Annotated in this window: 21 protein-coding genes; all 21 read left to right on the top strand. The window is 65.1% G+C overall.

Features of this window, described 5'->3' with window-relative positions; translation table 11 throughout:
* Positions 1-7: 7 nt before the first annotated feature.
* The 21 genes from GQB03_RS13800 (at position 8) to GQB03_RS13700 (ending at position 23,450) form a co-directional block, all read left to right on the top strand.
* On the top strand, positions 8-3,487 hold the full coding sequence (locus tag GQB03_RS13800) for a DUF1156 domain-containing protein (protein ID WP_159690407.1): 3,480 nt from the start codon (positions 8-10) through the stop codon (positions 3,485-3,487).
* A gap of 79 nt (positions 3,488-3,566) precedes the next feature.
* On the top strand, positions 3,567-6,962 hold the full coding sequence (locus GQB03_RS13795; protein ID WP_159690405.1) for a DEAD/DEAH box helicase: 3,396 nt from the start codon (positions 3,567-3,569) through the stop codon (positions 6,960-6,962).
* Positions 6,963-7,198: 236 nt separating this feature from the next.
* The gene (locus GQB03_RS13790; protein WP_235027064.1) at positions 7,199-7,864 is read left to right on the top strand and encodes a hypothetical protein; all 666 of its coding nucleotides are present in this window, start codon (positions 7,199-7,201) and stop codon (positions 7,862-7,864) included.
* 189 nt (positions 7,865-8,053) lie between these two features.
* Entirely contained in the window at positions 8,054-8,590 is a 537-nt protein-coding gene (locus GQB03_RS13785) for a lytic transglycosylase domain-containing protein (RefSeq protein WP_159690400.1), read from the top strand.
* Entirely contained in the window at positions 8,587-9,270 is a 684-nt protein-coding gene (locus tag GQB03_RS13780; protein ID WP_159690397.1) for an OmpA family protein, read from the top strand. Before GQB03_RS13785 ends, GQB03_RS13780 begins: the two co-directional genes overlap by 4 nt.
* A gap of 134 nt (positions 9,271-9,404) precedes the next feature.
* The gene (locus GQB03_RS13775; RefSeq protein WP_159690396.1) at positions 9,405-9,755 is read left to right on the top strand and encodes a hypothetical protein; all 351 of its coding nucleotides are present in this window, start codon (positions 9,405-9,407) and stop codon (positions 9,753-9,755) included.
* Between the two features lie 30 nt (positions 9,756-9,785).
* Complete coding sequence (traL, locus tag GQB03_RS13770; protein WP_159690393.1) at positions 9,786-10,085, top strand: type IV conjugative transfer system protein TraL; 300 nt, start codon at positions 9,786-9,788, stop codon at positions 10,083-10,085.
* A 94-nt stretch (positions 10,086-10,179) separates the two neighbouring features.
* Complete coding sequence (gene traE / locus GQB03_RS13765) at positions 10,180-10,746, top strand: type IV conjugative transfer system protein TraE (protein WP_159690390.1); 567 nt, start codon at positions 10,180-10,182, stop codon at positions 10,744-10,746.
* A 55-nt stretch (positions 10,747-10,801) separates the two neighbouring features.
* Positions 10,802-11,605: a type-F conjugative transfer system secretin TraK gene (locus GQB03_RS13760; RefSeq protein ID WP_235027063.1), complete on the top strand. Its 804-nt coding sequence runs from the start codon at positions 10,802-10,804 to the stop codon at positions 11,603-11,605.
* Complete coding sequence (locus GQB03_RS13755) at positions 11,602-12,963, top strand: TrbI/VirB10 family protein (RefSeq protein WP_159690385.1); 1,362 nt, start codon at positions 11,602-11,604, stop codon at positions 12,961-12,963. Before GQB03_RS13760 ends, GQB03_RS13755 begins: the two co-directional genes overlap by 4 nt.
* A complete protein-coding gene (locus tag GQB03_RS13750; RefSeq protein WP_159690383.1) occupies positions 12,950-13,753 on the top strand; it encodes a DsbC family protein in 804 nt (267 codons plus the stop codon). The genes GQB03_RS13755 and GQB03_RS13750 overlap by 14 nt, the downstream gene beginning before the upstream one ends.
* Complete coding sequence (gene traV / locus GQB03_RS13745) at positions 13,750-14,349, top strand: type IV conjugative transfer system lipoprotein TraV (protein ID WP_159690380.1); 600 nt, start codon at positions 13,750-13,752, stop codon at positions 14,347-14,349. The genes GQB03_RS13750 and traV overlap by 4 nt, the downstream gene beginning before the upstream one ends.
* Positions 14,350-14,356: 7 nt before the next feature.
* Entirely contained in the window at positions 14,357-16,918 is a 2,562-nt protein-coding gene (traC, locus tag GQB03_RS13740) for a type IV secretion system protein TraC (RefSeq protein WP_159690377.1), read from the top strand.
* A complete protein-coding gene (locus GQB03_RS13735) occupies positions 16,915-17,295 on the top strand; it encodes a hypothetical protein (protein WP_159690374.1) in 381 nt (126 codons plus the stop codon). Before traC ends, GQB03_RS13735 begins: the two co-directional genes overlap by 4 nt.
* Entirely contained in the window at positions 17,292-17,882 is a 591-nt protein-coding gene (gene traF / locus GQB03_RS13730) for a conjugative transfer signal peptidase TraF (protein WP_159690371.1), read from the top strand. Before GQB03_RS13735 ends, traF begins: the two co-directional genes overlap by 4 nt.
* Before the next feature lie 11 nt (positions 17,883-17,893).
* The gene (locus GQB03_RS13725) at positions 17,894-18,295 is read left to right on the top strand and encodes a hypothetical protein (RefSeq protein WP_159690368.1); all 402 of its coding nucleotides are present in this window, start codon (positions 17,894-17,896) and stop codon (positions 18,293-18,295) included.
* Positions 18,292-18,924, top strand: coding sequence for a type-F conjugative transfer system protein TraW (gene traW / locus GQB03_RS13720; protein WP_235027062.1), 633 nt, complete (start codon positions 18,292-18,294; stop codon positions 18,922-18,924). Before GQB03_RS13725 ends, traW begins: the two co-directional genes overlap by 4 nt.
* A gap of 29 nt (positions 18,925-18,953) precedes the next feature.
* The gene (gene traU, locus GQB03_RS13715) at positions 18,954-19,946 is read left to right on the top strand and encodes a conjugal transfer pilus assembly protein TraU (RefSeq protein WP_235027061.1); all 993 of its coding nucleotides are present in this window, start codon (positions 18,954-18,956) and stop codon (positions 19,944-19,946) included.
* Positions 19,933-20,682, top strand: a complete 750-nt coding sequence (gene trbC / locus GQB03_RS13710) for a type-F conjugative transfer system pilin assembly protein TrbC (RefSeq protein WP_159690360.1) — start codon at positions 19,933-19,935, stop codon at positions 20,680-20,682. Before traU ends, trbC begins: the two co-directional genes overlap by 14 nt.
* Before the next feature lie 9 nt (positions 20,683-20,691).
* The gene (gene traN / locus GQB03_RS13705) at positions 20,692-23,082 is read left to right on the top strand and encodes a type-F conjugative transfer system mating-pair stabilization protein TraN (RefSeq protein WP_159690357.1); all 2,391 of its coding nucleotides are present in this window, start codon (positions 20,692-20,694) and stop codon (positions 23,080-23,082) included.
* The gene (locus GQB03_RS13700; RefSeq protein ID WP_159690354.1) at positions 23,079-23,450 is read left to right on the top strand and encodes a hypothetical protein; all 372 of its coding nucleotides are present in this window, start codon (positions 23,079-23,081) and stop codon (positions 23,448-23,450) included. The genes traN and GQB03_RS13700 overlap by 4 nt, the downstream gene beginning before the upstream one ends.
* Positions 23,451-23,455: the final 5 nt, after the last annotated feature.

Here is a 23,455-nt window from a genome sequence, read left to right as displayed (position 1 = left end):
GAACACCATGAGCCAATATCGCAAGACCAAACCGTCGTTCCTCGAGGCCGGCCTGCCCTGTGCCTCACTTTCTGCCGAGTGTCAGCGCGACAATAATGCTCGGCAGCGCCCTCCGCAGAATCGGCTGCACATCTGGTGGGCGCGGCGGCCGCCAACGGTCTGCCGGGCGGCTATTCTGGCGGCACTTCTACCGCACGACACCAAGCTGGATGAGGAGGCGCTCCCGGCCAAGGTCGAAGAACCGATCGCTGGCGAGTTGGATGAGTTACCCGCCAAGCTGCGGCCTCATCGAGCTTTCTTTAAGAGGCTGCTAGATGAGGTGGGACCGACGGCACTCAATAGAGAGCATGACAGTTTCCTGCGAGCGCTCGGCATCAAAGGGGATTCGCACCGCGCATATCGCAGGATGGCCGCTCGCGAGGATTATCTGATCGGCAGCAGCCCCATCTTGTTACCAATGTCCTGGACATATCGGCACCCACCAGCGCTCACGGTCGCTCCGAGTACGCTAGTCCTAAAGGCTCTCCATCAAAAGGCGAGAGAGATGTTGGGCCTGGACCTGGATGAGCCGCTGACGGTCCTGGATTTTATGGGTGGCGGGGGTGCGATTCCTTTGGAGGGCGTACGGCACGGCTACAAGGTTTTCGCCAATGACCTGAATCCGGTTGCAAGCCTTGTCCTCAAGGCCACTTTGGAATATCCGGCAAGGTTCGGTACCAGCCTGGTCCCGAATATCGAAGCCTTCGCGAAGGAAATCGATCAACGAGTGCGCGAACGCCTCCTGCCCTTCTTTCCCATCGAGTCCGGGCCGACCTGGTGGGCGGATGAGCAGGAGAACGCGCTAGCGCAGTTTCGTACGGCGACCATTGTCAAGCGAGAGCCAGCGAATCGGGATTCGACGAAGAACTGCTACATGTGGGCTCGGGTCGTGCCGTGCTCTAAGTGCAACCTCAACATCCCCATTTCGACCAACTTCCACCTCGTAACCAAGAAGGGCAAGCCTGAGGCGTCCATCGCGGCATTTCCAGAAGTGCCGAGTCGCGAGGAAGGTAACGACTGCAGCTTCCGCATTGTCAAGCACGCCGAATGGTCGGCCTGCCGCTGGCCGAGGCCGGATTTCACCCACTGGCATCCGCGCGAGACGCCTACCTTCAAGGACGGCAAGGCAATTTGTCCGCGCTGCGCGAATGTGATGGACGGCGATGAGGTCAAAACGACCGCCCGCTCTTATGAGGGAGGGCTGCCTGCGCAGCTTTATGCGGTGTGCTCGAAGGTGCCGGTGAAGCTGACCTACCGCAACGGCGAGGAGAAGATCCGTTACCTCTGGCGCTTCCGCGCACCGACTGCGGCTGACGTAGCGGCCGTTACGGCGGCCGAGGCGGAGCTTGCGCGGTTGCTTCCGCGCTGGCAGGCGCTAGGGCTGGTGCCCGACGAGGAAATTCCGGAAGGCGACAAGACCAAGGAACCTCGCAACATGGGGCTCACCCGCTGGCGCGATCTGTTCCTACCGCGGCAGTTGCTCACCAATGGCGTGATTCTGGAGGAGATTCGCGCCGCGCAGAGCCGAGTGCGCACGGCTTTGCCGCCGGAGGAAGCCGAGGCGGTCATCGTCTATCTCGCGTTCATCCTCTCGAAGGTGGTCAATTACAACAGCGTCAATACCTTCTGGCATTACGGTCGTAAGACGGTTGCCCAGACCTTTTCTCGTCATGACTTTGCTTTCCGTCCGGCGTTTTGCGAGTTCGAAGGTGCGCGGGAGACGGTGATGTGGGGCGTGAGTCAGGTAGTGGATGCCTATGAATCAATCGCCGCGATGATCCATGGTGGGGAGGTGCACCTAGACGGCGGGGACGATGAAGGCGGGGACGGAGACGGCGAGGGCAACGACCAAGAGTCCGTGGAAACGGAGGATGATGAAGTCGAAGAGAACGGCGTGGGTTCTGCAGACGGCGAGTTGGTCCATCAGTCCCTTTCACTGCGACCGGAAATTATCGTCCCGACTGTGACCAATGAGGACGCCGCCGCACTCTCGACACCGGCACCCGGCACGGTCCACCTGATCTGCGTTGATCCGCCGTATTACAACAACGTCCAGTATTCCGAGCTTTCGAACTTCTTCTACGTCTGGCTGAAGCGGGCATTGGTGGACGAACCCGGCCTTTTCCATCTCTTCCGAGAACCGCTGGCTGAGTCCAATCGAGAGGCGGTTGCCAATGCAGCTCGCTGGGCCCGCGAATCTGCGGCCGAACAAAATGCGTGGCAGCAGCGCTACGACGCCGAATTCAAGCGCCTGCGCGCCTTGAAAGTAAAGGTGACAGAGGCCAAGGCTCTGGCGACGGAGGCGGCTGGCGCGAGGCCAGCGAGTGCCAAAGAACGTGCCGACCGCTTCTACGAAGACAAGATGGCCCAGGTGTTTCGCCGAGCGCGGCTCTTATTGCATCCGGCCGGGCGCATGGTGGTGATGTTCAACCACAAGGAGACCTACGCTTGGCGGGCGCTGGGTATGGCGCTGATCCGCGCCGGCTTCGAGATCCGCAGCTCAGTCCCCATTCATACCGAGGCAGAATCCAGCCTGAACATCCGCGGCCTCGATGCCGCCCGAAGTACCGTACTGCTGATGTGCGTTCCACGCGAGGATCGAGAGCAAGCGGCCGGAAACTGGGCCTCGGTGCAGTCGCGCGTGGCCCAACTCGCCAGAGGCGCCGCTCAGCGCTTCCAGGGGCAGGGTCTCTCGGGTACCGACCTATACCTCTCGGCGCTTGGACCGGCGATCGGAGAGGTGGCACGTAATTGGCCGGTGACCGACTTTGCTGGTCGGGAAGTCGATCTGGAAGTGGCGCTGGATGAATCCTACCACTCGGTGGGGCAATGGCGTCTCGAACAGATTCTCGACGAGCTGACCGGCAAGGCGGAGTTTTCCGAGGCGGCAGCGGGGTTCGCAGCGAGCAATGCGGATCGCGACTCACAAGCCTTGTGGCTGTGGCTCGACACCTTCCAGGGCGAGACGGCGCAGAGCGACGACGTGCGCAAACTTGCTAAATCCCTAAACGTTGATCCGGACGATTTCAAACGCATGGGTTTGCTCCACGTGAACAAGGAATTGTTCATCCTTCGCCCACCAGCGGAAACCGATCTCAAGCTGCTGTCGCGCCGCTTGGCCGGCGCTGATTTGCCGCGAGGTCGTGCAGCCCGTGAAGCGGACGTGTGGGAAGAACGCGTCTTCCCAAGCTTCCACGTTGCAGCGGTATGGAATGCGATTGCCCTTATGGGAGGCGTCGAGGACATCGGCGCTCGTGGGCCGGAAGCGGTGCGCCGCTGGCTGAACGCCTCCGGCTATAGTGCGCAACCGGAATTCTTCGGCGCATTCGCCGTGACCCTGCATTTGTTGGAGCACATTTTCGGTACTCGCCCCTCTGGCCCGTGGCACGAGGCTGTAGTTCAAGCGCGACGGGCATGGGATCTGGTACTGAAGACCTGGCAAATCTGAGCCCCTGCTGATGAGACATCTTTTCGATCAGCCTTGATGTGAAACCTTCGGTGAACTTGGCGTAAGGGTGGATGGCACGATGAGTTTCGTTGAGTTGACTGGACTCAAGCGCCGGTATGCCGGCCAGGCGGGTACCTTGGTGCGGGAGTTTTTCATCCCCGTGCTTTCAAGAGCTGTGCGTTATGATCGCCAGACGGGTTACTTCGATTCAGCCAGCTTGGTGCAGATGGCCGAAGGGCTGGCCGGCCTCATCCAGAACGCCAAACCATCCTCCAAGGAGCCGCCGATACGAATAATTGCCGGGGCAACCTGGACGGAGGCTGACGTCGATGCCTATCGTCGAGGCAAGGCGCCCTTGGCGGAATCCCTCGGGACTTCACTGCTGGATCGCTTTGCCCCTAGCGACGATGAGTGCGTCCGGCTGGGATTGCCCAAAGGCTGGAAGCCGGAGGCAGATCAGATTGCTCGCCATCGCTTGGGAACGCTGGCTTGGCTGGTCGCGTCCGGCATGCTGGAAGTCCGTGTGGCCCTGCCACTCGATCCTTCCGGACGTCCCTACCTGCCTGGACGTCAGGGCGCGCTGTATCACCCGAAATCCGGCGTACTCTACGACGGGGAGGGGCAGCGCATTTTGTTTCAGGGATCAATTAACGAAACGGGTGCGGCCTGGGCTCGCAACCGGGAAAAGTTCGACGTAAAGCGTTCTTGGTTCTCCGCACAGGACGTCGAGGATATCGACGCCGAAGAGCAGGAATTCAAGGTCATCTGGGACGGGGACGATCCGCAGCTCCTGGTGCTTCCGCTCCCCAAGGCAGTAAAGGAACGCTTGCTCGACTTCACTCCGAGCGACGGTCCACCAAATCGCGACGCATTGGAGCCCGCCGCGCTAATTCCAAGTGAGGAGGATCGGGTCACTGCCAGGCGCTATCTGGAGGCGCCGCGCCGCCCTGAGAATGCCCATTTGGTACTGTCACCCTTGTGGTCGGACGGTGCCCACTTCCGACCGTTTCCACACCAGGACCGAGTCTATCGTCGAGCGAGCGAAGAGTATCCGCGCTCCTTTCTTTTCTGCGACGAAGTTGGCCTTGGCAAGACGATCGAGGGTGGCCTTGCGCTGCGCAGGCTCCTGCTTCGAGGGCAGGTTTCTCGCATACTCCTGATTGTTCCGCGCTCGCTTGTGCGCCAGTGGATGGAAGAACTACGTGAGAAGCTGGCCCTTACTGGCTGGTTCTACGACGGGCGCGCATTACATGACGTTGCAGGTCGACGACGGGAAGTAGCCAGCGCCCTCGCCGAACCGGGAATCATCGTCACGTCGCGCCACCTTATCGCCCGTTCGGACCGGCGCGCAGAGGTTCTGGCCGCACCACCGTGGGATCTCGTGATTGTCGATGAGGCTCATGCGGCGCGTCGCTCGGGTCTCGACGATGCGCCCAACCAACTCCTCTCCCTGTTGCAAGACATTCGACGTCGCCAGCTCAGCCCGACACTCTGGCTACTGACCGCAACGCCAATGCAACTCGATCCGATCGAGGTATTCGACCTCCTGCGCCTATGTGGCCTTGAGGGTCAAGCATGGGGCGACTGGGTTCAGCCGTCTGGTTTTCAGCAATTTTTCGAAGACTTACGAACCTTTGGTAACCGCCCTCCAATGCGACAGAATGTTGTTCGCATGGCGGGCATCGCTGTTCGTCAGGGGGCACCCGCACTAAATGAAACGGCACCACCAAGACAGCACTGGTCGGGCTTCCAGTGGGAGAACTTCGTCCGGTCGGTAAATCAATCTACCGCTGAGTTCGCCACCCGCTTGGCCATTCGCTTGTCTCAGCTGAATGCCTTGCAGGCGGAGGCGCTGATCCCTTTTCTGGCGCGCCAGACACCACTCGGCGTGCTAATGTTCCGTCATACGCGATCGACCTTGCGGGCCTATCAGGCGGTGGGCATGGTCAGCAAACTCGCCTATCGCCGCCCCGAGGACGTTCCAGTCGATTTTGCATCAGCCGAAGAAGAACATCTATACCTGCGCATCGATGAAATGTGCCGTCAGTTCTACCGCCTGGCGGACTTTCCTCCTGATGAACGCAGCGGTGTAGGCTTTCTGATGGCGGTATTCCGGAAACGTCTGGCGAGCAGTTTCCATGCATTTCGACTGAGCTTGGAGCGTCGCCGGGACTTGATTCGCGCCATCCAGGACAAGTTGTCCGAATACGACATTACCGCAATCCAGCACCAGTTGGTCTCGGCAGAGAGCGAGGAAGAAGACGAAGCTGCCGAAGTCGAGGCAGCCTTCGATCGCGAACGCCAACGCTTGACGCGCCTCTACGGGGACCCAACGCGTCGGCAAAGCCTTGATGAAGAGCGAAAGTATCTGGACGACTACATTCGCGCGCTCAACCGTTGGAACAGCGACAGCAAGTTTCAACGGTTTGACGAAACCCTTAGGGCCTTGGTGGCGGGTGGTCACCGAGTGATCGTCTTTACACAGTATCTCGATACGTTGGACTTCATCCGCGATCGGCTCGTCGCTCGATTTGGCGATCGAATGGCCTGCTATTCGGGCCGAGGTGGCGAGGTGTGGGATGCGAGCGCGAATACTTGGAAATTGGTTGACAAGGCCGAAATCAAGGCACGCTCGAAGCGTGACCATGATCGCGCTATTCATGTTCTGCTGGGAACCGATGCGGCCTCTGAAGGCTTGAATCTCCAGCAGTTTTCTGCCCTTGTGAACTACGATCTGCCATGGAACCCCATGCGAGTCGAGCAGCGCATCGGCCGGATCGACCGTATCGGGCAAGAATCTGAGACAGTTGGAATTTACAACCTCTACTTCCGTGGAACGATCGAAGAGGATACCTACTTCACCCTGAAGGTCCGGATTCGGATATTTGAGGAGGTCGTCGGACCGCTGCAGCCGATCCTCGCGGAGATGCCTCGCATTATGAGCAAGGTAGCTCGCGGCGAAATGGAACAGAATGAGGCGCAACAGTTACTTGACGAGGCCACCCGGAGAACCGCGGGTAGCGGCATGCAGCCGCTCGAAGCCTTTACTCAAACGATGGCCATAGATCAGTCTGATCAGCCCCAGGCAGGCAGCGTTTCGCAGGAGGAGCTTGCCGCTTGGTGTCTGACGCACGTGCCGCCAGGGATGTCGATCATGGCGATTCCGGAGCCCGGTTCTCAGACGACGGAATCAGACGGCCGCCGAGCCTGCTTCAGATTGACGTGGCAAGGAGCCCCGGCGCCGCTTGGCATTCTCGATGACGAAGAGCTGCTTGTGACGTTCAACGGCGAGCTTGCCGATCGGCATCCTCCAACGGCGAAATCTGCTGATGACGAAGAGGAAATTACAGCAACCAGCGGCGAAGGGGTTCGCTTATTGACTTGGGGCGATCCACTGTTGGTGAGCTGGTTGGAGGCGTTTGCGGGCACAAACTGTGATGAGTCTAACGAACATACTGGTGCCACCGGGACTTGATCGAAGAATCCCTGCGCAGCGGCTACGTCTACCAGATCTATGCCTATCTTCGATCACAAGCGGGACGCGGTGACGCCCTCGCTGACTCGGCAAGCGGCTTGCTTGCATCCGTCTATCCGCGAGGAAGTGGACGAAACGGCTGTGATCCAAGGGCACAACATCCGATTTGCGACGGTCGACCTGGCGATGTCGCCTTCTGACATCCGGGCACGACTGCTGGGTCTGTGCGCGCCGGTATGGAAACCGCTTTCATAACGGTCGACTGCGGTCATCGACCTCGAACTGATACCGAAACCCCCTTCAGAAGACCTTCATTCCAGGGAGACTCCCCAGCCGGCAAGACCTACTCTTCGAGCCATACGATTGCAGCAGCGATCGACAGCCATCGACCCGAGGTCAACATCATGCTCATCGCTACGCCGAAGGAATATCCGGACAAGGCCAAGTCTGAGTCACTAAGAATCGATCGGCAGGACATCGTCGAAACGCGACTGTGGCTCGAGGAACACGACTGGCTCTACGGCCTGCTGCGCAGCGACAAGAACGTGTCACCAACGTTCCGCTTCCCGGATCTCATCAGTTCCTGCGTCTCGCTTGTCTTCACGCGCCAGGATCCGTCTGCGTGCATCTTCCAATTTCTCGGGACCGAACTCATTCTTCGATCTCCCCAGACACCGCGCCGCCGTGAATCGATGTGGCGGCGGCAGTACCAGTTGCTGTTGGAGCTACAACGTTCCCCCGCCAACCGACACCCCAACCCCAAGTTTCAACTCGACCAACTGACGACGGCCTGCGTCGCCCTGTGCCGGACAGCGGATCCGTCAGGTGCTGCCATTCTGCAGCGGGCGCGCCGCAACATGGCCGAAAGAGCCCATCACGGGTGGGATGCGCCGCCCGGTTGAGGTTTCGCTCACCTCAACGGTTGTTCCTGATCGGCATACCTACCCGTTCCTGACCCGCTCGCTCACCTCGCCCGGCTAGACGCCGGACTGACCCAAACAAGACCCTGACCGTCTGCGCACCGCCGACGGCCCAGACCTCGCTGCCCGCTTCCCGGCGGGCCGTTCCGGTTTCGTTTGGAGAGGTGACTCATGCGTCGACTGCCGCATCTTGCTGCCCTGGCTGCGTTTGCCGTCCTGGCGTTCGCGTCGACTGGGGCGCAGGCCTGCTGGGAGGAGGCTGCCCAGCGCTACGGCATCTCGGCCGACCTGCTCTATGCCATTGCCCGGGTCGAGTCGAACCTGAATCCCCTGGCGGTCAACCGCTCACACGTCCGGCGCACCGGGTCCTACGACATCGGGCTCATGCAGATCAACAGCGGACACCTGCGGACCCTGTCCCGTCACGGTATCCGCGAAGCCGATCTCTTCGAGCCCTGCACCAACATCCATGTCGGCGCCTGGCTACTCGCGGGCAGTTTTTCGCGGCGAGGCGCGACGTGGGATGCCGTCGGCGCCTACAACGCGGCCTGCTCGCAACTCAAAGGCAAGGACTGCGTCGAGGCCCGCGCCAAATACGCCTGGCGGGTGTACCGACAGTTGCCCCCGCGGCGCGGCGCACGTTCGGCGACGCAGGTGGCATCGACGACGGCGGCGCCCGCCCTGATGTCGGTGAGGGTCTCGCCATGACGACTCGCGTTCTGCATCGCGCCGGTTGGCTTGCGGTTGTCGGCTGCTGCACGGCCATCGCAGCGTCGTGCAGCCTGTTCCGCACGCCGGTACCGGCCAATCCCGCAACCGGACGGCATGCGACGGCGCCCGCACGGCTGGCCCAACTCGACTTCGGCCGCGACGCCGTGTTCGCGCAGTGCGTGGCCCCGGCCTGCCCCACCCGCACGCCCAAGACCCTGGCCAGCGAAGCGCCAAGGCAGTCGATCGACCCTGCCGCGTCACCCGTCCCGGCCGAACCCGTCGCGCCCGCCCCCGTGCAGCCCGCTCCTGCGACGATGATGGCGCAGTCCTCGCGCACGGTCATTGTGCAGTTCGCCCTGAGCAGCGCGAAGTTGAGCCGCGCCGCGCGTTCCCAGCTGAATGCGGCCATGGACGACCTGTTGCGAGTGCGCCGTATCACGATCATCGGCCGTACCGATAGCACGGGGCCCCTGGCGTTCAACCAGGACCTCGCCCTCGCGCGCGCCCTCGCGGTTCGCGACCACCTTCGCAGGACGCATCCGGCGCTGGCCGCGACGCTGACCCTGCGCGCCCGTGGTGCGTGCTGCTTCATCGCCCCGAACGACACCCTGGCCGGCCGCGCCCAGAACCGCCGGGTCGAGGTGGTCTTCCAGATGAACGAGGAGGACCTGCCATGACCTCGTGCCGGTCGTTCGCCGATCTCGAACTCCTTCACCCCTCGAGCGCTCGCGCTCCCACCCGCCGGCGCCCCGACACGCCCACCCGTCTCCCCTACCCCCGTTCAACGCTCGATCCATTTCCGGAGGTTTTCATGAACACTGCAGTGCTCGTCGCTTCCCCCCGCGTTTCCCCGCGCAAGCCGATGACCGTCGCGATGCTGCTCGCGACGATCGTGCTCGGCCTCGGCGCCGCCTTCCCCGGCTACGCCCTGGACTTGGTCGCCTTCACCGGCATCACCGGGCCGCTCACCTCGGCCCTGACCCAGCTCGCCGATCTGGGGCCGGGGATCAAGGCGCTGGTCGGTTTCATCGGCTTCGTCGTTGCGCTGATTTCGCTGTCCGCACTGCGCAACTTCGGCCCCGTCCTGTTCTACGTCGGGCTGGCCATCTTCGCCGCCGTCGGCCTTGTGATCGCGGGCGCGATCATGGGCGCGGTCATCTGAACCGCCGGCCGCCAGCTCCGGGAGACCGGCATGCGCACCGACACCTACATTCCCCGTCGTTTGGACGACCAGTGGAAGATCGGCTTCTGGGACGTCGATGTCGCGGCGCCGGTCTTCTTCATGTTCTTCGTCGGCTACCTGTCCGGCACGAGGATGTCCTTCGCCATCTGCCTGGCGACGGGCATCTTCCTCTCGCGCTGGATCTCGCGACTGAAGGCGGACAAGCACCCGGCCTATGCGATCCACTGGCTGTACTGGCATCTGCCCGCGAGCCCCCTGACCGCGATGCGGGCCACCCCGCCCTCGCACCTGCGCCGCATGGTCGGTTGAGCCCGGAGGAAAATATGAACCCCCACGCTCACTTCGTTCGCTGCCCCCCAAGGGGGCGTTCAGTGCCCTTCGGGCGGCCGGGCGGGCACTGACCATGGACTTCGAACGGCTCAACGGCGACATCAAGGAGATGCGGCGCCGCAATCGCGGGCTCGGCCTGGCGGTCGGCGTGCTGGCTGCCGGCCAGATCCTCGCCCTAATGGTCATCCTCAATCTGTTGGGAACGGTGCGCACGGTCGTCGTGCCGCCCGCCCTCAACCAGACTTTCTGGGTCACCCGCGACCAGGCCAGCCACGAATATCTCGAGCAGATGGGCAGCTTCATCGCCTGGCTGATCCTCGACGTAACGCCGGCGTCGATCGACTGGAAGAAGGACGTCCTCTTGGGTTACGTCGAGCCCGAGCAGCACGGCCCGCTCAAGGCGCGGCAGGAAGTGGAAGCCGAGCGCCTGAAGCGCATCAACGCCGCCACCGTGTTCGCGCCCCAGCAACTCGTCCCCAGCGAAGCGGCGCAGAGCGTCGTCATCCGCGGGCGCCTGCGCACCCTGGTCAACGGCTTCGAGACGGCCAACGAGCTCAAGGCCTACCTGATCGAGTTCAGCTATGCCGGCGCGCGCATGCACCTGAAAGCCTTCAAGGAGGTGCCCTATGCGAGCAAATAGATCAGCAAGTAATCCAGCCACGACACCGCTACCACTGCAGCGCATCGGACAGGCATTGTCGGCGATTGCCACGGTCGCCGCGGTCATCCTGGCAGCGCCCGCCCATGCCCTGCAACTCGTCGAGGCCAGCGACGGCGTTTCCGTCGAAGCCATCCTCTCGATCAAGGAGCCGACGCGCATCCGCATCGAGCACGCGCCGATCACCGACGTGTTCGGCAACATCCTGTCGAGCAACTGCGGCCCGTCTCCGGCGCTGCCCACGACCCCCGGCGCCACGGCGCCTGGGGCCGGCCTGCCGGCGTTCAACCCGGGCGGCGAGATCGTGCTGGAGTGCGACCGCGACAAGGGCGAGGTCTATATCCGCCCGGTAGGCGACTCGGCAAAGCCGGTCAACCTGTTCGTCTCATCGGCCGGCGCCACCTACACGCTGCTGCTGCGCCGCGCCGACACGCCGGCCGACACCATCGTCATCCGCGACAAGACGCCCAAGGCGTTCAGGGCGACGGGGACGAATCAAGCAGCGGCCGGGCCGTCGCCGAATCCCATCGGGGCGATGAAGGCCCTGCTGGTGGCGATGGCCTCGGACCGTGTGCCGGCGGACATCCAGGTGGACGAAGTGCACCGCACGATCCAGCTATGGACCGAAGTGCGCTTCTCCTTGGTACGCCAGTACGAGGGGCGCGGTCTCATCGGCGAGAAGTTCCTGCTGCAGAACGTCGGCACCGAACCCATGGTGGTGGCTGAGCAGGAGTTCGACCGAGACGGCGGCGAGGTCGCCGGAATCGCCATTGAGCACCACAACCTGCGCCCCGGCGAGAGCACCAGCGTCTACGTGATCCGGCGCGGAGGTGGGCGATGAACGCGCCGCGCCAACCCGCCCACACCCTGCGCGCCCTGCTGGAACGCCTGTCGCCCAAGCAGCGCCAGTACGCGATGCTGGGGACCATCGTCGCCGGCGGCGTCGGCATCCTCTGGCTGATCTTCGCCTTCACCGGCTCCAATGCCAGGAACGGCGAGGCCCGCACTGCCGCTGGGCAACCCGGCACCGTCACCAACATAGGCGTCATGCCGCCCGGCGGCCAGGTCAACCCGGTGGACCAATGGGTCGGCACGGCAGGACGCAAGCTCGCCCAGTACGAAAGCGAACGCGAAGAGCAGGCGCGGCTCAACAAGGACCGCCAAGCCTTCGAGGCGAAGACCCTGCAGCGCTTCGCGGAGCTGGAACAACGGCTCACCTCGGCCCAACAAGCCGCCGCCACACCGGCCCCGCCGAAGCCGGCAGATCCGCCGACATCCATGCCGCCGGCGCCACCGCCGCCCAAGGCAGTATCGGCGGGCGCGATGCCTCCCGGCGTCCCGGGGAACCTGCCACCACCCGCGATCGCGCCGGCCATACCCACGATCACCCGCATCTCCTTGGGCGATCGTTCCCGGGCCAGCACGGGTTCCAGAGCGACATCGAACACAGAAACGGCCCCGGCGTCAGGCGCCGGGGCGCGGACGCCACCTACCCTCTCCACCTTCCTGCCGGTGAGTTTCACGCGCGGCACCTTGTTGGGCGGGCTCGATGCGCCCACCGGAGGGCAGTCCCAGGCCAACCCCCACCCAGTGCTGATCCGCCTCTCGGACAACAGCGTGCTACCGAATCGCTTCCGCGGCGAATACCGCGAGTGCTTCGTGATCGCGGCCGGCTACGGCGACATCAGCTCCGAGCGCGCCTATCTGCGCACTGAGAGCCTGTCCTGCGTGCGGGCCGACGGCGCCACGCTGGAAGTGAAGATCCAGGGCAGCGTCTACGGCGAGGACGGCAAGGTCGGCATGCGCGGGCGCCTGGTCACCAAGCAGGGCCAGATGCTTGCCAATGCGCTGCTGGCCGGCGTGGTGAGCGGCATCGGCCAGGGCCTGGCCACCTCGTCAACTGAATACAGCACCTCGGCGCTGGGCACTGTCGCCAGTGCCACCGGCGCCGAAGCCTACCGTGCCGGCCTCGGCACCGGGGTCGGCAAGGCGCTGGACCGCCTGGCCCAGTACTACATCAAGCTCGCCGAGAACACCTTCCCGGTCATCGAGGTCGATGCCGGCCGCGAAATCGACGTGGTGATCACCAAGGGCGTGCGCATCGACGTGCCGATGGCCGCGAATGCCGCCCCGGCATCGCGCTTCCCCGCCTCTCCCGAAACCCGCTACCTGGAGACCTCCGACGATGGCAACTACTGAAGCCGTGCGCGGCCGCCTCGCGGCGATCGCGCTGATCACGGCGTTAGCGGGCGAATTCCCGCCGGCGCACGCCGCGACGTCCGACGAATCCCGCCTTCTGGCCGCCTTGCAGAAGGCCCATCCCGGCACGCGCTTCACCGAGGTCACGCGCTCCCCGGTGGCCGGCCTTTTTGAGGTCTGGATGGACGGCAACGTCGCCTACGTCTCGGCGAGCGCCCCGCGCTATTTCCTGTTCGGCCGGCTGTTCGACACCGAGACCCTGCGGGACCTCACCGGCCCGAAGCTGGCGCAGGCCGCGCGCACCGGCAGCCCGGGCGAATCGGCCGACGTGCAAGCACCAATCCCTCCGGTTGCCTTCGACCAGTTGCCGATGGCCGATGCGATCAAGACGGTGCGCGGCAAGGGCGAGCGCCGGCTCGCCGTCTTCAGCGATCCCAACTGCCCCTACTGCCAGCAGTTGGAGCCGGAGTTGGCGAGCCTCGACAACGTCACCGTCTACACCTTCCTCGTGCCCTTCCAGGGCGAGACCAAACCGATCGCGGTGTGGTGTGCGGCCGATCGTGAGCAGGCCTGGGAGCGCCTGATGCTCCAGGGCGACGAGACGCTCCTCAGCCCCGGCGCAACCTGCGACCACCCCATCGCCCGCAACCTGGAGTTGGCCCGCCGCCTCGGCGTGCAAGGCACGCCCACCCTGGTCTGGGCAGATGGCACGCGTACCGAAGGCTTCGTGGGGCGCACGGTACTGAAGGCGCGACTCGCCCAGGCCGGCATCCCGGAGCGGCAGCCATGAGGACCCTCATCCTGCGCATCGCCACGGCCTGCCTGCTCCTCCCCCTGGGTGCCTGCATGAACATGTCGGGACTGGGCGGCGACTCGAAGTACGCCTGCAAGGCGCCCGAAGGGGTCGCCTGCGAATCGGTGGCGGGCACCTATGCCAATGCCCTGCATCACAACCTGCCCAGCCAGCGGGCGCGGCGCTCCCCCGCCGCCCGGCAAGATGAATCCGACAAGCGGGCTCCCGAAGCGACGACGCGCGCCGCATTTCCCGCAACCGCCGGCGATTCGGGTCCCGGCGTGGCGCCCAGCCCCTTGCGCTCGCAGGCCCGCGTCCTGCGCCTGTGGATCAAGCCCTGGGAAGACGCGGACGGTGACCTGTACGACCAGGGCTACGTGTATGTGCAGGTGGACAACGGTCAATGGCTGATCGACCACGTGCAGCGCCAGATCCGCGACGCCTATGCGCCACTGAAGCCACCGCCGAACTTGCCAACTAAGTCCGCTCCGGATACCGCCACCGAATCGAACCCCGGAGGCAACTCGCCGGCGGCGCCTAGCTTGCTGCAGCGGCCAACCGTCACCGGACCCGGCGCCAGCCGCGCACAGTGAGGACGCCATGAGCACCCCGCATCTCGACACTACTACACCCCGCGGCCGCTCCGAGGCACCGCGCTTCGCCTTCAGCCGGCCGGTGGAGACGCCGGCCGAGCAGTTCGCCAACTGGCTGCCCTACTCCGCCTACCTCGCCGCCGAGAAGATCTTCGTCAATCGCGACAGCATGGGCTTCCTGCTGGAACTCATGCCCCAGTCCGGCGCGGACGAGCGCATGGCGGAAGTCCTGGTCTCGCTCTACGCCAACTGCCCGACCGGCACTGGCATCCAGTTCCACCTTTTCGCCTCGCCCCAGGTGCGCGAGCCCTTGCGGCGCTACGCCAATTTGCGGGTCGAGGACGCGACCCAGGCCGAACAGGCCAAAGCTTGGGGCCGCCCGGCCCGCAACGGCAACCTGTTCAGGAAGCTCGCCCGCCAGCGCGTCGGCCATCTGCTGCAAGGCGCGCAGAAGTCGCTCACGGCGGGCTTCCACTACACGATCCGGGACTTCCGCCTGATGCTCTCCGTCGCCTTCCCGGGCGATGCCGAAGATCTCAACCGGCGCGACGAATTGATGGCGCTGCGCGACTCGATGGCCTCGACGCTGCGCTCGGCCTCCCTCCCGAACCGTGTCTGCGACGCCGCCGACCTGATCAACTGGTGCGCCCTCTTCACCAACCCGGATCGCATTTCGCAGACCGACGCTCCGGACCTTCACTACGACGACGGGCGCGAGCTGCGCGACCAGATCGTGGACTTCGACACCATCCAGGACCCGCACCCGGGCGGCCTCACCTTGTGGAAGGAAGCGATCTCCGACGTGCTGGAGGCGCGCTTCTACTCGATCAAGAGCTTCCCGGAACGCTTCGCGCTCTGGCAGATGGGTTCCCTCATCGGCGACCTGATGCAGCCGGCGCTGCAGTACAGCGCCCCCTTCCTGCTGACGCTGGGCGTGCATGTGCTCGACCCCAACGTCACCAAGTCGGTGGTGACCGCCAACCATGTGCGGGCGACGCAGAACGCCAAGTCGAAGATGGCCGACGTCATGCCCGACGTGAAAAAGAAGCTGGACGACTGGACGGCCGCGGCGGATGCCATCGACACCGGCGGCAGCCTGGTGAGCCTCTACCACCAGCTGGCGCTCTTCACCGCCCCAGACAAAGCGGTCGCCGCCCACGAAGCCGCCAACGCCATCTGGCGCGGCCGCGGTTTTCAGCTCAACGCCGACGCCTACATGCACCGCCAGGCGTTGCTGGCCAGCCTTCCCATGACGCTGACCGAGAAGTTTCACAGGGACCTGGTGAAGATGCGCCGGGTCACGCGCAAGACGATGGCCAACGCCATCCATATGGCGCCGCTGATCGCCGAGTGGCGCGGCACGCGCACCCCGGCCCTGGTTTTCGGCGGCCGGCGCGGCCAGTTGATGACTCTGGATATCTTCGATAACGACCTGGGCAACTACAACTTCGCCATCATCGGCGCTCCCGGCTCGGGCAAGTCGGTGCTGATGAACGAGATGGCCTGGTCCTACCGTGCCATCGGCGCCAAGGTCTGGATGCTCGACCTCGGGCGTTCCTTCGAGAAGCTGTGCCGCAAGGCCCAGGGCACCTACATCGAGTTCCGCCCGGACGTCGACATCTGCCTCGACCCGTTCACCCACATCGTCGACATCAATGAAGACATCGACATGCTGGTGCCGGGCATCGCGAAGATGTGCTCGATGCAGCACGCGCTCGAAGAGGTCCAGTACAAGGCGATCTCGGCGATGGTCTTGAAGCTCTGGCGCGAATACGGGAACGGGCTGCGCATCACGGGGCTGCGCGACGCCTTCAAGGGCGGGACCATCGAGGAACTCGGCGTGGTCAATGATCAGCGCATCAAGGACCTCGCCATCATGCTCAACCCCTATGCACGCGGCGGGCAGTACGAGCGCTTCTTCGAGGGCCGCAACAACGTCGATTTCTCCAATGACTTCATCGTCATCGAGAACGAGGAGCTGAAGCGCCGGCCCGACCTCCATGCGGTGGTCAACATCCTGCTGCTGCACCGGATCACCGGCGAGATGTACCTCACCCGCAACCGGCGCAAGGTGCTGTTCGTCGACGAGCTGAAGCAGCAGTTGGGCGATATCGGCGCCGACGATCCTGTCAAGGCAGCCGTGATCGAGGAGGCGGCCCGGCGTGCCCGCAAGTACGGCGGTGCCTTGGGCACGGCGACGCAAAGCGCCGACGACTTCTATGGCTCGGCCCAGATGGAGGCCGCCTTCAACTGCTCGGACTGGGTCTTCCTGCTGCGCCAGAAGCCCGAGTCGATTGAGATGCTCGACCGCAAGGGCCGGCTCACCATGGACGAGCCGAAGAAGCGCCTCTTGAACTCGTTGCGCACCGAGGCCGGCGTGTTCTCCGAACTCTACATCTCCTCGCCGGTGGGCGAAGGTGTGGCCCGCGCCATCCTCGATCCGGCCACCCATCTGCTGTTCTCCAACAAGCTCGAGGACAACGCCCCCATCGACGAATTGCGCGCCCGGGGCTTCTCGATCGATGAGGCGATCACCGAACTGTTGCGGCGCCGGGGGCACGCGGTATGAAAGCGACCGTTCTCCACTGGCTTGCCCACGGCTTGGTGACGCTGGTCGTGGTGGCCGCATCGCTCGCGGCCTACGACCGCTGGGTGCTGCGGCCGGCCCTGGTCGTCGGGGTGGTCGATGTGGCCGAGGTGTACCGCGCTAAGGAAGCCGAGTTCACCCAGATCCTGACCAAGACGCTTAGTCAGCCCTCCTCGGAAGAAGACCGGCAGAAGGCGCTCTCCATGGCGAAGACCTTCGCCCAGCGCCTGCCGGCCGCCCTCGATGAGCTGCCGCGGGAATGCGGCTGCCTGGTACTCCTCAAGACCGCCGTGGCCGGATCGACGCCCAACACCGTCGACCTGACGCCACAACTGCGCAGAAAGGTGGAAGCCCCATGAAGGAACCGATCCCCCCGGTGGCATCTGAAGTCCCGGCCCGCTCCTTCGGGCGGCGTGCCCTCGACGATTTCACCGACTTCCTGCGCCACATGCGCCGGCGCTGGTACCTCTACCTGCCAATTTTAGCGATCTGGGGCCTCGCCTATGTGCGGCTCTTCGTCGATGCGACGCCGCGGCTGCCCGTGCTGTTCAACTGGACGCCCAGCTTGCCCTACCGGGTCGCGCTGCTGGTGAAGGATGCCGGAGAACTGCGTCGCGGCGACTATGTGGTGTTCGCCTTCAACGGCCGCGCGCAGGCCGACTACCCCGGCCTGCGCGGCCAGCCTTTCTTCAAGATCGTCCGCGGACTGCCCGGCGATGCGGTCACGGTGCAGGGGCGCGTCGTCGCCATCAACGGAGTGCCGGTCGGGGTCGCCAAGACCCACGCCCACGACCGGCGCCCGCTGGCACCGATCGCGCCTACGGTCATCCCGCCCGGCTACTTCTACGCGCAGGGCACCAGCTCCGACTCCTTCGATTCGCGCTATGCCGCGAGCGGGCTGGTTCGCGCCGATCAAGTTATCGGCCGAGCGGTGCCGCTGTTCTGACGGAGGCGGGCATGAAGCATCGCACCGCACCGATGTCGCGACTCGCCCCCGGGCTCGCCGCCGTGGTCCTGGCCGCCACCTCTGCCGCTCTGCCGGTCTGGGGACAAACCAGTCCGGCGCGCGGCCCGCTGCCGAGTTCGAATGCCTACGACGAAGAGATGCCGCTCGACGACTACTTGGGCTTGCTGCAGCGGATCGCGCCCGCCGCCGAAGCCGGGGCCCGGGCTTACCTGGCGGCATTTCCGCAGCGTTGCGGCCGCTCGATGCGCACCAGCGAATTGCGCCGCGCCCTTTCCCAGGGCGGCGGCGATCCAGTGCTACTGGGGCTGATCCGCGCCAGCCACCTGCGGGATGCGGCGGGAGAAGAACAATGGGCCCAGCAGGTGCGCTGCCCGGGCGGGAGCACGCCATGACCGTACTCAAGATGCTCGTCGTCGCGGCGGGTCTGAGCCTCCTTGCGCCCACCGCGTTCGCCGTGGAGTTGGGCGTCATCGGCCCAACCTACGAGATCAGCGAACCCCACCTGCTGCAGATGATCGACCGGCGCTTGCGGGACATGGAACGCAGCGGCGAACTCAAGCGCCTGGAAGAGCAAGCCCGGGGCCGCGGCATCGAGTATGTGAAACACCCACCACCGGTGGCGGGCCTGCACCCCACCGAAACCGCGCGAACCTACTACGTCGATCCGAGCTTCACCCTCGATCGCAACCTCCTCGGCACCCAGGGCGAGCTGCTATTTGCCGCCGGTACGCGCAAGAACCCGCTCGAGGTGGTGTCGCTGTCCCGGCACCTGCTGTTCTTCGACGCCCGCGACCCGCTCCAGGTCGCCCGGGCGCGGCAGCTGATGGCGTCGTACCAGGGACGCGTCAAGCCGATCCTGGTGGGTGGTTCGTACCTGGAGCTGATGAAGTCCTGGCGAACCCCCATCTACTACGACCAGCACGGCCTGCTCACGCGCCGCCTGGGCATCGCCCAGGTACCGGCCCTGGTCTCGCAGGAGGGGCTGCGGCTGCGGGTCGACGAACTGGAGCTCGCGCGATGACCCGGTCGTGTCGTCCCGCCATCTCCCTCGTGCTCGCGCTGTTCGTGGGACTCGCCACCCTGCCGGCCCGGGCCGCCGGCGCGGCCACCTGCACGGGCAAGTTCCCCAACCCGATCACCGACATCTGCTGGTCCTGCATCCTGCCCATCAGCATCGGTGCCGCACGCGTCGCCAACTTCGGCGACCAGGAAGACACCGACAACCCGTCCAGCCCCGTCTGCAGTTGCGGCGTCAATCCGACCATCGGGCTCTCCATCGGCTTCTGGGAGCCCGCACGGCACGTCGAAGCGGTGCGCAAGCCCTTCTGCCTCGTTTCCTTGGGCGGCGTCGATCTCGACCCGGGCATTCCGGCGCCGGAGGCCGCGCGCTTCACCCGCCCGGAAGGCGATGGCGACGGCGGCAGCTTCTACCAGGCGCACTTCTACGTGAACCCGGTGATGTACTGGCTAGAAGTGGTCACGGATTTCCCCTGCCTGGAGGAGGGCTCTTTCGACCTCGCCTACCTCACCGAGGTCGACCCGCTCTGGAATGACGACGAGCTCACCCTGATCCTCAACCCCGACGCCGTGCTCTTCGCCAATCCGGTCGCCATCGCCGCTTGCGCGACCGACTGCGTCGCCGCCTCGGTGGGCTTCGGCCTCAAGGATCTCTTCTGGTGCGCCGGCTGCCAGGGTGGCATTTATCCGCTCGACGGCCACGTGCCCTACCACCTGGGCGGCGTGCGCACCGCCGCGCTGATGGCCCAGCGCCTGACCGCAAAGATGCACCGCGAACTGATCGCCTGGGGCTGGCACGGAACGCCCGGCCTATGCGGACCGTACTTCGAGCCGGTCATGGACAAGACCGCCTACAAGACCCAGCTCACCTACCCGATCCCCAACACCGCGAAGGAGGCCGGCCGTTGCTGCCAGCCCTTCGGCCGCACCACAGTGCTCTGGGGTGCCGGCAAGGAATACCCCGTGCGCGGCGAGGACTTCGCCTTCATGTTGTTTCGCAAAAGGAACTGCTGTGTCGGCTTCTAATCCCGTCCTTCCAGCCCTCGCCTTCGCCGTTGTGCTGGCGGCGAGCGCCCAGACCCTGGCGCAGAACCCGCCGCTCGTCACCGACGCGGACATCGAACGGGTCCGCCGCGAACAGCCGACGATCTCCGATCAGGATATCGAGCAGGTGCGGCAGCGACATCGCATGCTGAGCGACGCCGAACTGCAAGCCGCGCCGGTGCCGGCCCCACCCCACATCGACGCACTGCCGACGCCAGCGGCCCGTGCCCCGATCGACCTCGAAGCCCTCGCGCGGGGCTATGCATCGCAAGCGCAGGCGATGAGTCGAGCAGAGGGACTGGCGTCCGGGCCGGGACTCCTGGTGTTCGTCAGCCTCTCCATGCCGCAGCCTACGCTGCAGCGCCTCATCGAGCAGGCCGCACGCGCCCAGGCTTCCATCGTCCTCCGGGGCTTCACCGACGGGTCGCTGCGCACCACCGTCGTCCAGGTGCAGCGCCTCATCGGCGACCGGCAAGTGGCGGTGCAAATCGATCCGCAGGCCTTCGACCGCTATGCCGTCACCCGGGTCCCGACCTTCGTGCTGGTGCGCGATGGCGCCCGACCGGTCCCCTGCGCCGGTGGCAGCTGCGCGCCGTCCGAGATCTTCCTGCGGACCTCCGGCGACGTGAGCTTGGACTACGCGCTGGAATACATGCAGCGGTCGGCACCCGGGTTCGGCCCGGCAGCCGACATCTTCCTGAAGCGGATTCGGGGATAGGAGGCCACGATGCGTCGCTGGGTCATCTGGATCACGCTCTTCTGCTTCGTCACAACGCAGACCGCTGCCGTGGCCGACCCGTTCGAGGAAGGCACCGCAGCCGGCCAGGCGGCCAACCCGGTGATCCGGGGGACGGTCAATGCGCCGAGCGCCTCGAGCACCGTACCGGGCTATACCACCACGCCGCCGGAAACCGCGTATTACGGCCAGCCCAGCTTGGCGGGGTCGGCCAATGCCCGCCTGACCGCCTGCGCCACCGCTACCGGCGATCCCGTCTGCGAGGCTCAGCGCGGGGCGATGACGTCGGCCAACACGCCGCGCGAGGCCATCTCGCCCTACGACCCGGCAGTGAGCGCCGCCCGAGCCATCGCCGCCAACCCCGCGACGACCCTGGAAGACATCGCCACCTATTACAGCGGCTGCGAGGTCGATAGCGTCGCCACGCCCGCCACCGAAGACCGCGTCTGCCGCCAGTACAGCGGCACCTCCCCGTACTCCTGCACGCGCTCCTTGAGCGTATCGGTGTCGCGCACCAGCAGTTGCACACCGGGCAACTGGTTCGCCAACGCCGCTTCGGGCCGCACCGGACTGGATGTGCAGTGCATACCGGACAGGCCTGCGAGCCAACAGCATTTCCGGGTTACCGACCGGGGTACGCCCTTGACGTACTTCGACCTTGATATGACCACGCCGCTGACCTTTCCCCGCATGGTCGCGACGCTCCCCCGCAGCGGCTCATGGTGGTGGGGCAGCGGCCAGAACGGACTTTGGGTCGCCGACAACCTGTGCGTCGGCGACAGTTGTCGGCTGACCGCCATGGTTGCCCAGGAATACCGGCGCGTCTGCACCGACGGAGGTGGCGACTCGGGCCTCGGGGACTGCGCGCTGGAGCGCCCCTTCCTCGAAGTCTATGGTGCCTGTCCGTCCGGGACCCAGAGTGGCGACAACATCCTGCCCTGGTGGGGCTGGGGCTGGGGCGGCGACATTTCCGCCTTCGAGGCGTCCGCCTGCTATGCGCCGTCCGCGACGGCGTCCGGACTCATCGGCTATGACGTGACGGGCACCGTGCCCGGCTACTTCTGGACCAAGGACGCGCAACGTCCCGTGGTCGGCTGGCGGGTCAATCCGGCCTATGGGTCGATTCCGCAGATGGTCCTGAATTACGAACGGCCCCACACAACGGTGAGCGAAACCGATCGATGGGACGACCAGTGCCCCGGCCTGGACGCCGGTGGCCGCTGCACGGTGGCGGGAACCGCGCGCTGCGTCGACGGCCCGGCCACCAAGGAGGTGAACGGCGCGTCCGTATCGCGTGACTGCTGGCAGTACGAGACGACGCTCGCCTGCGCGCAAGCCGCCGCGACTGATGAGTGCGCACGGCTTATTGCGGCTGGTTGTGCTCCAGCAGGCACCGTATGCCGGCAGATGAACGTGGCCACCGGCATCTGCGAGATCACTGAGAACACCTACACCTGCCCGGTGCCGCCGGGTACTACCGTCACTGCAACGAACTGTCCGGCGAACGTCTTCTGCCTCGCCGGAAACTGCTTCAACACCAGCTACACCAACGACGCCGACTTCGCCCGGTCGATGTCGCTGATGGAGGCCGCACGCGAAGCGGGCGTGTACCTCGACACCGACAACATGCAGGTCTTCAAGGGCGAGAGCAACCGCTGCCGCGACCGGTTGTTCAAGAACTGCTGCTATTCCGACTCGGCCGGCGCCGGCATGACCAATCAGAGCCTGTTCGGCACCGGCTCGCGCCTGGTTTACGACGTGCTGATGAACGCCGACAACCGCGAGTTCCTGTACCAGGGCATGCAGGCCCTGCTGCTCGGCGGCGGCTTCAGCGGCACCTTCACTACCTACGGCGTGACCGTGGCCGTCAATGGCGCCGCCCTGCCCGCCGGCTCGGCGGTCCTTTATGCGGGCGATAGCTTGGTGATCGCCTTCGATCCGTGGTCGCTCGCCATCGCCGTGGTCATCTACATCGTCATGTCCATGTCGTCCTGCAATGAGGAGGAAGGCAAGCTCGCGATGAAGGAAGGGGCCGGGCTATGCCACAAGGTCGGCACGTGGTGTTCCTCCTGCATCCGCGTTTTCGGCAAATGCGTCGCCTGCATCGAGCACATCACCGGCAAGTGCTGCTTCAACAGCAAGCTCGCGCGCATCGTCAACGAACAGGGCCGCGTGCAGGTGGGCAAGGGCTGGGGCTCCGGCAAGAACCCCGACTGCTCGGGCTTCACCATCGCGCAGCTCCAGCGCCTCGATTTCGCGGCGATGGACCTCACGGAATTCTATGCCTCCATCGTCCCGACGCTCCCCAATGTCGGAACGATCCAGGGCAGCAATGCCGCGCGCCTCACCACCTGCTACTACGGACAGGGGAAATGCCAATGAAGCTTGTCTATGCCGCAGCGCTGGCCGTGCTCGCGTCGCCCGTCCGCGCCGACGACGTATCCCGCGCGCCGGTGCCCGATGCGCGCCCGGTGATGCTGGCCGCCCTCCAGGCGACCGACGGGCAGGCCCACGGGATCCTCACCGGGGAGATGGCCGACGCGATCACGCGGCGCTTCGGCGCCACCTCGCCAATCTACATCGACGTGACGACCGAGAAGCGCTACGCGCAACCGGGCTGCGGCCGCTTGAAGGTCACGTTCTGGCAGGAGGGTGTTCTGCTGCCCGGCGCCACGACCCCGCGCCGGCAGACGATGGACTTCGGCATCGATTACTGCCTCGACGGCCGGCCGCCGCAATCCCTGAAGTAGCGGTC

It is taken from the genome of Cognatazoarcus halotolerans (genome assembly GCF_009800965.1).
In the GTDB taxonomy this organism is placed as follows: domain Bacteria; phylum Pseudomonadota; class Gammaproteobacteria; order Burkholderiales; family Rhodocyclaceae; genus Cognatazoarcus; species Cognatazoarcus halotolerans.
This window is presented reverse-complemented; position numbering and strand designations above follow the sequence as displayed.

Excerpts from the sequence above, each read along its gene's own strand:
- GQB03_RS13800 (WP_159690407.1), top strand. The coding sequence starts at position 8 with ATGAGCCAATATCGCAAGACCAAACCGTCGTTCCTCGAGGCCGGCCTG.
- GQB03_RS13795 (WP_159690405.1), top strand. The coding sequence starts at position 3,567 with ATGAGTTTCGTTGAGTTGACTGGACTCAAGCGCCGGTATGCCGGCCAG.
- GQB03_RS13790 (WP_235027064.1), top strand. The coding sequence starts at position 7,199 with ATGGAAACCGCTTTCATAACGGTCGACTGCGGTCATCGACCTCGAACT.
- GQB03_RS13785 (WP_159690400.1), top strand. The coding sequence starts at position 8,054 with ATGCGTCGACTGCCGCATCTTGCTGCCCTGGCTGCGTTTGCCGTCCTG.
- GQB03_RS13780 (WP_159690397.1), top strand. The coding sequence starts at position 8,587 with ATGACGACTCGCGTTCTGCATCGCGCCGGTTGGCTTGCGGTTGTCGGC.
- GQB03_RS13775 (WP_159690396.1), top strand. The coding sequence starts at position 9,405 with ATGAACACTGCAGTGCTCGTCGCTTCCCCCCGCGTTTCCCCGCGCAAG.
- traL (WP_159690393.1), top strand. The coding sequence starts at position 9,786 with ATGCGCACCGACACCTACATTCCCCGTCGTTTGGACGACCAGTGGAAG.
- traE (WP_159690390.1), top strand. The coding sequence starts at position 10,180 with ATGGACTTCGAACGGCTCAACGGCGACATCAAGGAGATGCGGCGCCGC.
- GQB03_RS13755 (WP_159690385.1), top strand. The coding sequence starts at position 11,602 with ATGAACGCGCCGCGCCAACCCGCCCACACCCTGCGCGCCCTGCTGGAA.
- GQB03_RS13750 (WP_159690383.1), top strand. The coding sequence starts at position 12,950 with ATGGCAACTACTGAAGCCGTGCGCGGCCGCCTCGCGGCGATCGCGCTG.
- traV (WP_159690380.1), top strand. The coding sequence starts at position 13,750 with ATGAGGACCCTCATCCTGCGCATCGCCACGGCCTGCCTGCTCCTCCCC.
- traC (WP_159690377.1), top strand. The coding sequence starts at position 14,357 with ATGAGCACCCCGCATCTCGACACTACTACACCCCGCGGCCGCTCCGAG.
- GQB03_RS13735 (WP_159690374.1), top strand. The coding sequence starts at position 16,915 with ATGAAAGCGACCGTTCTCCACTGGCTTGCCCACGGCTTGGTGACGCTG.
- traF (WP_159690371.1), top strand. The coding sequence starts at position 17,292 with ATGAAGGAACCGATCCCCCCGGTGGCATCTGAAGTCCCGGCCCGCTCC.
- GQB03_RS13725 (WP_159690368.1), top strand. The coding sequence starts at position 17,894 with ATGAAGCATCGCACCGCACCGATGTCGCGACTCGCCCCCGGGCTCGCC.
- traW (WP_235027062.1), top strand. The coding sequence starts at position 18,292 with ATGACCGTACTCAAGATGCTCGTCGTCGCGGCGGGTCTGAGCCTCCTT.
- traN (WP_159690357.1), top strand. The coding sequence starts at position 20,692 with ATGCGTCGCTGGGTCATCTGGATCACGCTCTTCTGCTTCGTCACAACG.
- GQB03_RS13700 (WP_159690354.1), top strand. The coding sequence starts at position 23,079 with ATGAAGCTTGTCTATGCCGCAGCGCTGGCCGTGCTCGCGTCGCCCGTC.